Annotated in this window: 14 protein-coding genes; 10 read left to right on the top strand and 4 right to left on the bottom strand. The window is 44.2% G+C overall.

Annotation, left to right across the window (positions count from 1 at the left end; all coding sequences use genetic code 11):
• Positions 1-7 precede the first annotated feature (7 nt).
• Positions 8-1,222, bottom strand: a complete 1,215-nt coding sequence (amtB, locus tag MHB62_RS18925; protein WP_003227757.1) for an ammonium transporter AmtB — start codon at positions 1,220-1,222, stop codon at positions 8-10.
• 281 nt (positions 1,223-1,503) lie between these two features.
• On the opposite strand from amtB, the gene MHB62_RS18920 reads away from it, so the two are divergent.
• The 5 genes from MHB62_RS18920 (at position 1,504) to MHB62_RS18900 (ending at position 7,242) form a co-directional block, all read left to right on the top strand.
• On the top strand, positions 1,504-1,968 hold the full coding sequence (locus MHB62_RS18920) for a hypothetical protein (protein ID WP_003227759.1): 465 nt from the start codon (positions 1,504-1,506) through the stop codon (positions 1,966-1,968).
• A gap of 183 nt (positions 1,969-2,151) precedes the next feature.
• Entirely contained in the window at positions 2,152-2,721 is a 570-nt protein-coding gene (locus MHB62_RS18915; RefSeq protein ID WP_032722679.1) for an isochorismatase family protein, read from the top strand.
• Positions 2,721-4,079: an MFS transporter gene (locus MHB62_RS18910; protein WP_032722846.1), complete on the top strand. Its 1,359-nt coding sequence runs from the start codon at positions 2,721-2,723 to the stop codon at positions 4,077-4,079. The genes MHB62_RS18915 and MHB62_RS18910 overlap by 1 nt, the downstream gene beginning before the upstream one ends.
• A gap of 178 nt (positions 4,080-4,257) precedes the next feature.
• Positions 4,258-5,730: an allantoin permease gene (gene pucI, locus MHB62_RS18905; protein ID WP_032722678.1), complete on the top strand. Its 1,473-nt coding sequence runs from the start codon at positions 4,258-4,260 to the stop codon at positions 5,728-5,730.
• 105 nt (positions 5,731-5,835) lie between these two features.
• A complete protein-coding gene (locus MHB62_RS18900) occupies positions 5,836-7,242 on the top strand; it encodes a nitrous oxide reductase family maturation protein NosD (RefSeq protein WP_032722677.1) in 1,407 nt (468 codons plus the stop codon).
• Between the two features lie 92 nt (positions 7,243-7,334).
• Here MHB62_RS18900 and MHB62_RS18895 read toward each other — a convergent pair whose 3' ends face one another.
• Both MHB62_RS18895 and MHB62_RS18890 read right to left on the bottom strand, forming a co-directional pair.
• Complete coding sequence (locus tag MHB62_RS18895; protein ID WP_032722676.1) at positions 7,335-8,525, bottom strand: MFS transporter; 1,191 nt, start codon at positions 8,523-8,525, stop codon at positions 7,335-7,337.
• A gap of 21 nt (positions 8,526-8,546) precedes the next feature.
• Complete coding sequence (locus tag MHB62_RS18890; protein WP_032722675.1) at positions 8,547-8,960, bottom strand: MarR family winged helix-turn-helix transcriptional regulator; 414 nt, start codon at positions 8,958-8,960, stop codon at positions 8,547-8,549.
• 224 nt (positions 8,961-9,184) lie between these two features.
• On the opposite strand from MHB62_RS18890, the gene MHB62_RS18885 reads away from it, so the two are divergent.
• The 5 genes from MHB62_RS18885 to flhP all read left to right on the top strand — a co-directional run bounded on the left by MHB62_RS18885 (position 9,185) and on the right by flhP (position 12,575).
• The gene (locus MHB62_RS18885; RefSeq protein WP_010886628.1) at positions 9,185-9,295 is read left to right on the top strand and encodes a protein usd; all 111 of its coding nucleotides are present in this window, start codon (positions 9,185-9,187) and stop codon (positions 9,293-9,295) included.
• A gap of 14 nt (positions 9,296-9,309) precedes the next feature.
• A complete protein-coding gene (gene spoIIID, locus MHB62_RS18880; RefSeq protein WP_003221804.1) occupies positions 9,310-9,591 on the top strand; it encodes a sporulation transcriptional regulator SpoIIID in 282 nt (93 codons plus the stop codon).
• A gap of 165 nt (positions 9,592-9,756) precedes the next feature.
• The gene (gene mbl / locus MHB62_RS18875) at positions 9,757-10,758 is read left to right on the top strand and encodes a cell shape-determining protein Mbl (protein ID WP_003227776.1); all 1,002 of its coding nucleotides are present in this window, start codon (positions 9,757-9,759) and stop codon (positions 10,756-10,758) included.
• A gap of 162 nt (positions 10,759-10,920) precedes the next feature.
• Positions 10,921-11,733, top strand: coding sequence for a flagellar hook-basal body complex protein FlhO (flhO, locus tag MHB62_RS18870; protein WP_032722674.1), 813 nt, complete (start codon positions 10,921-10,923; stop codon positions 11,731-11,733).
• Positions 11,734-11,765: 32 nt separating this feature from the next.
• Positions 11,766-12,575: a flagellar hook-basal body complex protein FlhP gene (gene flhP / locus MHB62_RS18865; RefSeq protein WP_032722673.1), complete on the top strand. Its 810-nt coding sequence runs from the start codon at positions 11,766-11,768 to the stop codon at positions 12,573-12,575.
• Positions 12,576-12,597: 22 nt separating this feature from the next.
• Here flhP and rapD read toward each other — a convergent pair whose 3' ends face one another.
• On the bottom strand, positions 12,598-13,662 hold the full coding sequence (gene rapD / locus MHB62_RS18860) for an aspartate phosphatase RapD (RefSeq protein ID WP_014481149.1): 1,065 nt from the start codon (positions 13,660-13,662) through the stop codon (positions 12,598-12,600).
• Between the last annotated feature and the right edge of the window lie 121 nt (positions 13,663-13,783).

Here is a 13,783-nt window from a genome sequence, read left to right as displayed (position 1 = left end):
TCACTCCTCACATAGAATCTTGATATGCTTTTTCCCCGTGCATCGTTAAGTCAAGCCCAAGTGACTCTTCTTCTTCAGTTGCGCGAAGGGGAAGGAAGAGGCTTACAATTTTAATAATAACGAAAGTGACAATAAATACAAAAACATAAGTGGCGGCGATGGCGACGATTTGTTTCCAGATTAAGCTTGCATCACCGTAAAATAACCCATCTGCGCCCGCTGAGTTAACAGAGGTTGTTGCGAATAATCCTGTTGCGATTCCGCCCCATGTGCCGCCGATCCCGTGCAGGCCAAAGGCGTCAAGCGCGTCGTCGTATCCGAATTTCTTTTTAAGCGAGAATACTCCCCAGAAACAAACAGCTCCGCCGATGATGCCGATAATAATGGAAGCGAACGGTGTGACAAATCCGGCAGCCGGCGTAATGGCGACAAGCCCGGCGATTGCCCCAGATACCGCTCCGAGCATTGTCGGTTTTTTGTTAATGATCCATTCTACTAAGATCCAGCCGGCGATCCCGGCTGCAGCCGCGGTGTTTGTGTTGATGAACGCGTACATGGCTACACCATCTAAAGTCAAAGCGCTGCCGACGTTAAAGCCGAACCAGCCGAACCAAATCAAAGCTCCTCCTAAGAAGGTGTAAATGAGGTTATGCGGAGAAGACGCTGTACCGTCTTTCCGTTTGCCGAGCACAATGGCAAGAACAAGTCCTGCCACACCGGAGGAAATATGAACAACATTGCCGCCAGCAAAATCGAGCGCTCCAAGCTGGCCGATCCAGCCGCCGCCCCATACCCAGTGCGCTACGGGTGTGTAAACCAAAGAGGCCCATAAAACCGAGAATAAAAGAAAAGCGCCGAATCGCATCCGCTCTGCGAAGGCCCCGGAAATAATCGCTGTAGTCAGAACGGCGAACGTCATTTGGAACATCATAAATAACGAGTGGGGGATGGTATCGCTGTAATCTCCCGGATCAAATCCGACCCCTTTGAGGCCGGCCCACTCCAGCCCGCCGATGATTGAATTGCCTGGTGCGAAGGCAAGTGTATATCCGAACAGCACCCAAACGATGGAAACGATGGCAATGGAAGAGAAACTGTGCATGGCAGTGCTCAGCACATTTTTGCTCTTTACCATTCCTCCATAAAATAACGCTAATCCCGGGGTCATCAGCCACACGAGTAAAGCGCAAAAGAACATAAAAACTGTATCGCCCATTTGCATGTCTCATTCCTCCGTATCTTTCAGAATAAAAAGCAATTATTATATTTCTTCATTATAGAGAAAAAAGAATGATAAAACATTTTCATGTAAGATTTCCTGACATGGTTTTTAAGGAATGTTATCGAGGGACGGAAAGAAAGGAGAACGGCATTTTTTACGATATAAGACTTTGTATCTATAAAAGAAGCTATTCATATGAGCTGAAAAGGGAATTGACATTAATTAGAATACTCTATACTGTATTAAGTGTACTATATCAAATAATACACTGAGGGGGATGTATGATGAAGAAAGGCGGCAGGCTGAGGAAAGCGGTACGCAAGTCGATTCCCGCGACGTTCCGATTGTTTTTAGCCTTTAATTTTTTCGTGTACGGTCTGGCGAAAGTGGTAATTGGCCAGTTTGGCGAGGTGACGCCTGAAATCGAGGCGGCTGCCGGGAAGGGGTTTACGATCGTGTGGACATTTTTCGGTTATTCTCATGTCTATGAACTGTTTATAGGTTTTGGTGAAATCCTGGCAGCTGTTTTATTACTGATTCCGCGAACGGCTGCATTAGGGGCGGTTATTTTTATGCCCATTATTGTGAACATCGTCTTGATTAACTATTGTTTTGATATTGGCGTGCAGGATCTTAGCACGATATTAATGGTTATGTGTCTTATCCTGCTTTGGATGGACCGCCGCAAATTCATGGGCATTTTCAGGCAGGAACCGATAGACAGCAGGCAGGTGATGAAGCGATGACGCCCCTTATGATTACAGTGCTTGCCGGTTTGTTCGTATGCACAACCTGTTACTACTACATAAAAGAAAAATCATGAGAAAACGTTCCTTCTGAGAATTTCACAAGCATCATAAAAGAACTTAGGCAGTGTGAAGAGTAAAATATGCAATGTGAGAAACACTAACAGTATCAGGAGGAGACGTATGATGAATACACTCAACATTGATTTTCAAAAAACAGCATTGGTTATCATTGATTTACAAAAGGGGATTGTGCCGATTGATCAAAGCGGCCAGGTTGTCCCGAACGCGAAAAAGCTCGTAGATGAATTTCGGAAACATAACGGGTTCATCAGCTTTGTAAATGTAGCCTTTCATGATGGAGCGGACGCCCTGAACCCGCAAACGGATGAGCCTGCGCAGGGAGGTTCAGGGGAAATGCCGGCGGACTGGGCCGAATTTGTTCCGGAAATCGGTGTGCAGGATGGCGATTATACTGTGACAAAACGGCAATGGGGTGCTTTTTTTGGCACAGATTTAGACTTGCAGCTGAGACGTCGCGGCATTGATACGATTGTATTGTGCGGCATCGCAACGAATATCGGGGTGGAAAGCACAGCACGGGAGGCATTTCAGCTTGGCTATCAGCAGATTTTTATTACAGATGCCATGTCCACATTTAGCGATGAAGAGCATGAAGCCACACTGCGCTTTATTTTCCCGAGAATCGGTAAATCGCGGACAACGGAAGAGTTTCTGGAACAAGTGAAATGATGTTATCGAAAAAAAGCCGAGCTGTTTTTTTAACAGCTGTGGCTTCGGGAACAATGCTGAATCCGCTGAACTCGTCTATGATCTCTCTTGCGCTCCATAGCATCCAGCATGAGTTTCACCTCTCGTTTACAACGGTTTCCTGGCTGATTTCCTCGTTTTACTTGGCGAGTGCCGTAGCGCAGCCCGTAACGGGAAAGCTCGGTGATTTGATTGGGCGGAAACGCTTGTTTTTATTCGGGCTTATTCTTGTTGCGGTTTCTGCCATCGGGGCGCCGTTTGCGCCGACGTTTATGACATTATTGGTCATGCGGCTGTTTCAATCGGTGGGGAGCAGTGCGATTTATCCGTCAGGTGTCGGCTTGATTCGGAATCATATTCATGAGCGCCAAGCTTCAGCCTTGGCTGTACTCTCTATTTTTGCGTCCGCCATGACGGCGCTGGGGCCGACAGCCGGCGGGTTTTTGATTGTATGGGGAGGCTGGCCGGCGATCTTTATCGTTAATTTGCCGTTTATTATCCTCAGCTTCTTATTGGGCCTGTATATGTTCCCGAAAGATCAGAAAAAAGGGGCAGGAATCAAAACCATTATTCGGCAGCTCGATATTCTTGGAATTGTTTTATTTGCCGGGGGAATCATTTTCCTTCTATCCTTTTTGCTGTCGTTCAGCACGTCGCCGCATGCGGTTGAAGGTGTGCTTGGCTTGCTTCTGCTCTGTGCGTTTGTCTGGCGCGAGCTGAAAACGGATAAGCCGTTTATTGATGTCCGTCTGTTTAAAACACAGCGAAACCTGTCAGCCGTGTATGTTCAGTTTATTTTATTGAATGTTTTCTTCTATTGTTTATTTTTTGGTTTGCCAAGTTACTTTCAGGATGAAATGCATCTTTCTGTTCAAACGAGCGGCCTGTTTATGCTGTTTATGTCTGGAATGAGCATCGTTGTGTCACCTCTAACCGGCAAATGGATCGACCGATCTGGTGTCGTCAAGCCGATCTTTGCGGGAGCGCTTTTGATGACGGCTGGAGCCGTGCTCTTAACCATCTTTTTTATCAATGTCCAGACCATCGGTAAAGGGCTCATTCTGTCGCTCTTGGGTATAGGCTACGGACTGAGCAATGTCGCGCTTCAGGCAGCGATGCTGAAAACGAGTCCTTCCAACATGGTAGGAACGACTTCAGGCCTGTTTCAAACCTGCCGTTACCTAGGATCGATTTTGTCTTCGGTGATCCTTGGCATTCTTTTTGGTAAAGAAATCACGGCAGCCCATTTTGATATGATGGGAATCATTATGATCATAGCGGGCGGAGCAAGCCTGTTAATGGCTGTGAGGTTTGCTGCATTAATGAAAACTGCATCTTAAGAAAGAGGCGGGCTCTGAGGTCTGTCTCTTTTTCTTGTTTAAGCTGTTCAAATACAAACGGGAAAATTGTATATCATAGCCAGTGTTATTGTCTGACTCTTCAGTTATATTAAGTGACATCTAATGTCAAAAAACATAACGTGATGACATATAGACAATATGGAAAGGGGAGCCGGCTATGAAATTAAAAGAGAGTCAGCAGCAATCCAACAGGCTGAGCAATGAAGATCTGGTGCCTTTGGGACAGGAAAAACGGACGTGGAAAGCAATGAACTTTGCCTCCATTTGGATGGGATGTATACATAACATACCGACCTACGCGACGGTGGGAGGATTAATTGCGATCGGCCTTTCGCCTTGGCAGGTGCTGGCGATCATTATTACGGCATCACTTATCCTATTTGGCGCTCTTGCCTTAAACGGCCATGCGGGGGCAAAATACGGGCTGCCGTTTCCCGTGATCATTCGGGCTTCTTACGGGATATACGGCGCGAATATCCCCGCGCTTCTAAGGGCGTTTACAGCTATCATGTGGCTTGGCATCCAGACCTTTGCGGGTAGCACGGCACTGAACATTTTGCTTTTGAATATGTGGCCAGGCTGGGGAGAAATTGGCGGCGAGTGGAACATTCTCGGCATTCACTTGTCCGGTTTGCTTTCCTTTGTATTCTTTTGGGCCATTCATTTACTCGTATTGCATCACGGCATGGAGTCGATTAAACGTTTTGAGGTGTGGGCAGGGCCTTTAGTGTATCTGGTATTTGGAGGCATGGTATGGTGGGCCGTTGATATTGCCGGAGGATTGGGCCCGATATACTCTCAACCAGGAAAGTTTCATACGTTTTCAGAAACATTCTGGCCGTTTGCTGCCGGAGTTACTGGCATCATCGGCATCTGGGCGACATTGATCTTAAATATACCTGATTTTACACGGTTTGCTGAAACACAAAAAGAGCAAATCAAAGGACAATTTTACGGCTTGCCGGGAACGTTTGCGCTGTTCGCATTCGCAAGTATTACGGTGACCTCCGGCTCGCAGGTCGCGTTCGGAGAGCCGATTTGGGATGTTGTCGATATTTTGGCGCGGTTTGATAACCCTTATGTCATCGTCTTGTCCGTGATCACACTCTGCATCGCCACGATCTCTGTAAATGTCGCGGCGAACATCGTATCGCCCGCTTATGATATAGCGAATGCCCTGCCGAAATATATCAATTTCAAACGTGGCAGCTTTATCACAGCGTTGCTCGCTTTATTTACGGTTCCATGGAAGCTGATGGAGAGCGCGACAAGCGTGTATGCGTTTCTTGGCTTAATAGGCGGCATGCTTGGACCGGTGGCAGGCGTGATGATGGCCGACTATTTTATCATTCGCAAACGTGAGCTCTCGGTAGATGACCTGTATTCCGAAACAGGACGGTATGTGTATTGGAAGGGCTACAATTACCGTGCGTTTGCAGCCACAATGTTAGGAGCGCTGATTTCGCTGATTGGCATGTATGTTCCTGTATTGAAGAGCTTATACGATATTTCTTGGTTTGTAGGTGTGCTGATTTCCTTTCTTTTCTACATTGTTCTGATGCGTGTTCACCCGCCTGCATCATTGGCAATTGAAACAGTTGAACATGCGCAGGTCCGCCAGGCTGAATAAGATCTATTTAGACGGTATATTTTCATATTTTTGAAATGGTTTTCCATAAATAGAACATTTATAATGGTTTTAGAAATCTATTCTAAAACGAAATGGGAATCGAAAATGAGAAAATGGTATTTTATTCTTTTGGCGGGTGTTTTAACGTCTGTCATCCTCGCTTTCGTTTATGATAAGACAAAAGCGAATGAGGAAGGATCTGGGGATTATCTGTATGTTTCGCCAAATGGCAGTGATCAAAATGAAGGAACAAAAGAAAAGCCGTTTCGTACATTGGCACACGCATTTGAGAAGGCTGCTGCCGGCACAACTGTCATGATTCGGGAGGGCACGTATCATGAGACCCTTGATGTAAAGCACAGCGGTACGGACGGAAAGCCTATCACATTCCGAAACTATGAAAATGAAAACGTCGTGATTAGCGGTGAATCCGTTGCGAACGCTGAATATGAAACACCGCTTATTCGTATTCACGATAAACATGACATTGCCATCAGCGGTTTAACAATTCAAGATCTTTCTGTTTCATCTGAGGAAGCAACTGCTATAGGGATTTATGTATCAGGGTCCAGCAGTCATATCGCCATTAAGGATAATCACATCCGGGGTATTAAGACAACTGCGGATGAAGGAAATGCTCACGGAATCGCAGTTTATGGGACTGGCAGCATGAAAGACATCCGAATCGAGGACAATACAGTTGAGAAACTGACGCTTGGAGCGAGTGAAGCAGTTGTGCTGAACGGTAATATCGACGGCTTCACAGTTGCAGGCAATGTGGTCCGCAACAATAACAACATCGGGATTGATCTAATTGGTTATGAGGGAACCGCGGATAAAAACGATTACGTGCGAAACGGAGTCGTAGAAAACAATACAGTTTATCAAAACTCGACTTACGGCAATCCTGCTTATGGAGATGAATACTCAGCGGGCGGGATTTATGTCGATGGAGGACACGATATCGAAATTAAGAACAACACAGTTTACGATAACGATATTGGGATTGAAGCAACGTCTGAACACAAAGGAAAGTATGCAAATGCCATTCAGATCACTGACAACAAAGTGTACAACAATGCGTACACCGGTATTTCAATCGGAGGATATGACAAAAAGCGGGGCGGCACCAGCAATTCTCTGATTGCCCGCAATATTATGTACCGGAATGACACAAAGGGACTGTACGGCGGACAGCTGCTGCTGCAGTACGATACGAAAAACAACACAATTGAAAAGAATATATTGACGGCCGGTGATTCCAGATTATTTATCGGAAACGATTTTACAGAAAATGAAGGAAATACGGTCAATCATAACGTGTACCACAAGGAAGCGGATCAAGACGGCATATGGATGTGGAAAAAGAAAGAATATGATTCATTTTCTTCGTATCGAAAAGCAACAAAAAACGATCAGCAATCCATTTATGCCGATCCGATGTTTCGTGATGAAGCGTCCTATGATTTTTCGTTAGATCCTGATTCACCTGCGCGGCCTGTCATTGAATAATTGCCATAAGCGGCGTTCTCTCGTTCAACTGAGAGGGACGCCGTTTTTTATATGTAAAAAAGACTGCCGGGATTTCCCGGCAGTCTGACAAGTTATTCTGCAATAGACACTTTTCCTTCAGTCTCAGCAGGTTTTTTCTGGCTCCACGTGTAGAGAAGCAGGGCAATTAAAACGAACAGCCCCGCTGTTAAATAAATGGCAGAGAAGCCGGCAGATGCTACAAACAATCCGAATACATAAGATCCTACAGCAATTCCGCTGTCAAAGAAGGTAAAGAACGTTGCCGTTGCAAAACCGGAGCGGTGAGCCGGAGATTTCTGAATCGCCAATGTTTGCATGCAAGGAACGATTGATCCGTAGCCAAGACCGATAACCGCCCCTGAAAGCAGAAGCATTAAGCCGCTATGTGTGAAGGACAGCATGCAGAGTCCAACAGAGAAAATCAGGATTGATGGATAAATGACAATGCCCGGTCCGACTTTGTCGAACAATTTCCCTGTGAACGGGCGTGCAATCATCATTGTCACCGCAAAACAAACAAAGAAATATCCGCTGATATCCGAAAGGTCAACTGATTTGGCGAATACAGACAGATATGATGTGACTGTTGAATAACAGAAAGAAATAAACAAACCGACCGTCGCAATTTTGAGTGCGCCCTTTTCAAACATATCCGAGAACGCAAAACGGAATACAGTCGTACCGCTGTCCTTACTTTGCGGCACTTTTATCAAGAACGAAACAAGTAAGCCCGCAACCATAAACAGCGCAAAGGCTGTAAAGAATACAGGAAAGCTTACCACTCTCATCAAATTCAGACCAAGGAAAGGCCCGATCGCCATAGCGAGGTTCATAGACATGGCAAAGTATCCAAGCCCTTCACCGCGCCGTTTGGCTGGAATAATATCAGCGGCAATTGCACCTGTAACAGTCGTTAAAATGCTGAACCAAATTCCTTGGAAGAACCGCAATCCGAGCAGCAGGGAAAAGTTATGAATCGGCATATACAGAAAAGATGATAGGGCGAAGAGCGCCATTGATACAATCGCCATTCTTTTCTTCCCGAAACGCTCAACGATGGCTCCGGAGAAAGGCCGTGTAATGATCGCAGACAGAAGGAACAGGCTGATTAAAAGCCCGCCTTGTGATTCTGTGCCGCCAAGCTCTTGCAGCGTATAGATCGGCAATACAGTTAAAAATGTATAAAAGAACACAAACACAAATAAATTGACAAGCAGGACCATAATAAAATCCTTGGTCCATATCGCATCCGCTTTTTTCAAATGTATGTCACTTCCTTATTTTCATTGTTGTAAAAACATGCGGAAAAAATGAGAAAAAGCTTCTTTATCTTCATCCCGGAAATCTGCAAGCAGCTCTTCCTCGAATTTCAGCATTTTCACATTGATTTCTTCGTATTTTTTCTCGGCTTCTTTTGTGAGGACAACAAGTTTTTCCCGTTTGTCTTCACCTTGCCGTCTCTGAACCCAGCCGTTCTCCTCCAGGCGTTTGATCGTCCGAGTCACAGTCGGCGCTTCCACATTTAAATAGGACCAAATCTCTTTTTGAGTCATTGGTCCGATCGTACGCAAACAATATAAAACTGACCATTGAGATGAATAAAGGCCGAATGGCTCTAGCTGTTCATTGGCTTTCTTGGCAATCAGGCGGGCGCTTTGGTTGATTTGATGAATGAGGTGTCTGTTGACGTAGGACATGTCGGTCTCCTTCTAAAAAACTTACCTAAGTAACTAATTGCTTATTTCATTTTACAGGAGCGATCAATAGTTGTAAAGATGAAAATTTAGTGACGCGAAATAGTTTGCTGAATCTGAAAAAGTTTGTTTCACCCCTTGTCCTTATTGAGTTTTTAGCATATTCCCAAAAGAATGCTAATACACTGTTACAAACCTAACAAAGAGAGTGTTTGAGGTGAGGGATCGTGGGCATATTTCACAAACTTACTTTTAAAACCATACAACGAAGAAGCGGCATAATGAACGACTCTTTACAGAATACGGATCTCATTTCACACTTCTCACATCCATTTTAGGGAGGTCGAGTGGTGTGCACGATTACATCAAAGAGCGAACAATCAAGATAGGGAAGTACATCGTGGAGACAAAGAAAACCGTTCGTGTCATTGCGAAGGAATTTGGTGTTTCCAAAAGTACAGTACACAAGGATTTAACAGAGCGTCTGCCTGAAATTAACCCCGACTTGGCAAACGAAGTGAAAGAAATACTCGATTATCATAAATCCATCAGGCATTTAAGAGGAGGAGAAGCGACAAAGCTCAAATATAAAAAAGATGAAATTCTCGAAGGAGAGCCTGTTCAGCAATCGTAATCACCTGGCATTGCCTTCTTGAAATCGTTCATAAAACATCCGCAAAAATTTGTAAAGAACTTATTGTGCTTCCAACTTTTTTTCTATATTTTATGATAATATATATAATTAGGGCACAATGTGGATATTTACTGTGAAACAGATTTTCAAGGAGGATATAAATAGATGTTTGCAAGGGATATTGGTATTGACCTCGGTACTGCAAATGTACTGATCCATGTTAAAGGTAAAGGAATTGTTCTGAATGAACCTTCCGTTGTTGCACTTGATAAAAACAGCGGCAAAGTGCTGGCGGTTGGAGAAGAGGCAAGACGAATGGTTGGACGTACACCTGGGAATATTGTTGCGATTCGCCCGCTGAAAGACGGAGTTATTGCTGACTTTGAAGTAACAGAAGCAATGCTGAAACATTTTATTAACAAGCTGAATGTAAAAGGCCTGTTCTCAAAGCCGCGCATGCTCATTTGCTGCCCGACGAATATTACATCCGTTGAGCAAAAAGCAATTAAAGAAGCTGCAGAAAAAAGCGGCGGGAAACATGTGTACCTTGAAGAAGAACCTAAAGTTGCCGCTATCGGCGCGGGTATGGAAATATTCCAGCCAAGCGGTAACATGGTTGTAGACATCGGAGGCGGGACGACGGATATCGCGGTTATTTCAATGGGCGATATTGTCACCTCCTCTTCTATTAAAATGGCTGGGGACAAGTTTGACATGGAAATCTTAAATTATATCAAACGCGAGTACAAGCTGCTGATCGGCGAACGTACTGCGGAGGATATTAAGATTAAAGTCGCAACTGTTTTCCCAGACGCACGTCACGAGGAAATTTCCATTCGCGGACGGGACATGGTTTCCGGTCTTCCAAGAACAATTACAGTAAACAGTAAAGAAGTTGAAGAAGCCCTTCGTGAATCTGTCGCTGTTATTGTTCAGGCTGCGAAACAAGTGCTCGAAAGAACACCGCCTGAACTTTCTGCTGATATTATTGACCGCGGCGTTATTATTACCGGCGGAGGCGCGCTCTTAAACGGCCTTGACCAGCTGCTTGCTGAAGAGCTGAAGGTACCGGTCCTCGTTGCTGAAAATCCTATGGATTGCGTAGCCATCGGCACAGGTGTCATGCTTGATAATATGGACAAGCTTCCTAAACGCAAACTAAGCTGATTTCACAAACCTCATTCTGAAAAAGAATGAGGTTTTTTTATGAAAAAGCCTTCACGAAAAGATGTTAAATGACGATAATAGGATAAAATACTGAGTTTTTATTATAGAACGAACGTTCCTATATGACAACTGGAAAAAATGCCATTTTTAGAGGTGGGAAATTTGTTAAAAGGATTATATACAGCAACATCCGCAATGATTGCCCAGCAGCGAAGAACGGAAATGCTTTCAAATAATATTGCTAACGCAAATACATCAGGATATAAAGCTGATCAAGGCTCGATGCGCGCGTTCCCTGAGATGCTGCTCAGCAGAATAGAATCAAAATCTCCGGCCGGGACATCAAGGACGGAAATCGGTTCCGTGAATACCGGAGTATATATGCAGGAGCTCAAGCCTCTCTTTACACAGGGAAGCCTGAAGTCCACAGACCAGCCTACAGACATTGCATTGATCGAAAATCAAGTTCCGATGAATGCGGAAACCAATGAAAAAGCTGCTCTTTTTTATCCGGTTCAAACAGCGGATGGAATCCGTTATTCAAAAAGCAGCACATTTTCACTAAATGAGAACAATCAGCTGACGATCAACGGACGCCCTATTTTATCGACGGATCGCCAGCCAATCACTGTTGATAATGAGAATTTCACTGTGTCTGAAAACGGTACTGTGACAACGAACGGACGCACAGCCGGCCAGATTGATGTCAGAATGGCGGAAGATGTCCGCAATCTCAAACGGGACGGAAATGATTTGTACAGCACGGCGGACGGTAATGATCTGCCAAGCGCAGCCGGAAATAATCAGGTATCCTATTTATTAAAACAAGGCGTCTCAGAGCTTTCAAACGTGGATGTGACAAGCGCCTATACAGAAATGACTGAAGCGTACAGATCGTTTGAGGCGAATCAGAAGGTTATTCAGGCTTACGATAAAAGTATGGATAAAGCAGCAAATGAAATTGGAAAAATTTAAGATAACGGAAGAAAAAACGGGGGACATCAACTATGCTCAGGTCAATGCTAACGGCATCAACAACCTTAAACCAGCTGCAGCAGCAGATTGACACAATCAGCAGCAACCTTTCAAACAGCAACACAACCGGCTATAAGGCAAAAGATACGAATTTTTCTGAGCTTGTCAGACAGCAATTCGATCAGGTTGATGAAAAAAACGAGGAAGTGGCAAAAGCCCGAAAAACGCCGCCCGGCTTGCGCCTTGGCGTCGGAGCGATGATGAATTCACGCCTGGTCTCTGATCAAGGAAGCATTCAGAAGACCGATCGCGATCTGGATATCGCATTTACGTCTCCATACCAGTATCTTCAGGTAAATGTAAATGGAAACCGCCAGTATACGAGGGACGGGGCGCTGTATGTAACGCCGTCCGCTGCGAATGCCAACCAGCTGCAGCTCGTCACTGGAAATGGGTATCCCGTACTTGATGAGAACGGCAATACAGTGAACATCGACAGCTCAATGAAGAATATCACCATCAATAAGAACGGTACCTTAACCGCATCTGACGGAAACGCGGTTCAGCGGTTTAATCTTGGCGTTGTCCAAGTGAATAACCCTCAAGAGCTGAAATCCGAAGGGAATAACCTTTTCTCTATTGATAATGCGGTAGCTTTTGAAGAGCTAAACGGCGCTAATAGACAAAACATCGGCATGCAGCAGGGCTCACTTGAGATGTCCAATGTCGATATTTCAGAACAAATGACAGATTTGATCACGTCCCAGCGTTCATATCAGCTGAACAGCAGAACGATCACAATGGGAGATCAAATGCTCGGTTTAATCAATTCAGTCAGATAATAAGAAAATGGGCGTTTTTCAATCAGCCGCGCATGATAAAAAAAGCGGCTTTTTCGAAATCGTCCTTTTTTTTGTAGTATTCCGTAATATCTTCTAACAGCACTTCTAAATCCACCCACGCCTCGATTTTTTCTAATTCAAGCACATATTCGAGCAGCTGCTCATAGGGATCTTCCACTGAGGTGTAGAGGGCTTCAAGCGTTTTTAATTTTAAATAAATGGTTTGAATGTCTACCTTTTCAGATAATTCTTTTCCTTTTTGAAGGACGGCTTTAGCTTCTGTGATGTTCCCTGTTTTAAAAAGCGCTCTGACAGACTCGTACACACAATGAAGATATGAGACTGGTGAATTCATTTCAAATTCTTGATTCTTTAATACTTTTCTAAAGTAAAGAAGCGCTTCCTGGTCTTTTTTCTCGGTCGCTTTTAAAAAGCCAAGGTTATAATAAGCGTGGCATAGCAGGTTTTCGTCATGTAGTTGCTGGGTTTTCTTAATGATTTCTTTGAAAAGCTGTTCAGCTTTTTCATAGCGTTCTTGATCAATATAATTCACGGCGAGCAAAAGTTTACAGGTGATTACCTTTTTGATATAGCCGAATTGGTGCAAATAGATGTGTAATGCTTTTTTGACGTATTGGATGGAAAGCGGCGGTGATTTCATCAAGTAATAGGCGCCGGCGGTTTGATAATATAAATCAGCGGCTTCAAACGTATTTTGAATGGCGGCCAGGTACTGTTCAGCTTTTTTAAAATGATGTACTGCATGTTTCGGAGCTGTTTTTACCATCTCATATAACCCAGAGAAAAAATACAGATAATATTTCAATTCATCATCCATTTTGTCTTCCAGGCCATATAGGTCATCGAACAATGAATCGAGTCCGTTCTGGTTTTCAAAAAGCAGCTGATGGCGGGCCTGAAACAATTGATAACGCATCCAAAGTTTTGTGTTCTTTTTGATCTTTGGAAGGTGCTGATCAATTTTCTCTTTCAGTGTGCAAACGTGATTCATTTTGCGTTTGCTCATTGCGGAATACCACTCGTCTAACATGTTTAGCATTCTTTTTTCAATAAACTTCGAAATCATTTTCCTACCTCTTTGCTATTGGTAAAATCTATAATTATCATATCATAACTTTTGACGGCTCTCATTGACAGTTGGTTACATTTTAGCGCGGTTGAAAAAGAGATTAATTCATAATATACTT

Source organism: Bacillus sp. FSL K6-0255 (genome assembly GCF_045040725.1).
Lineage (GTDB): Bacteria > Bacillota > Bacilli > Bacillales > Bacillaceae > Bacillus > Bacillus subtilis.
The sequence above is the reverse complement of the archived record's forward strand: the minus strand, read 5'-3'. Positions and strand labels throughout refer to the sequence as shown.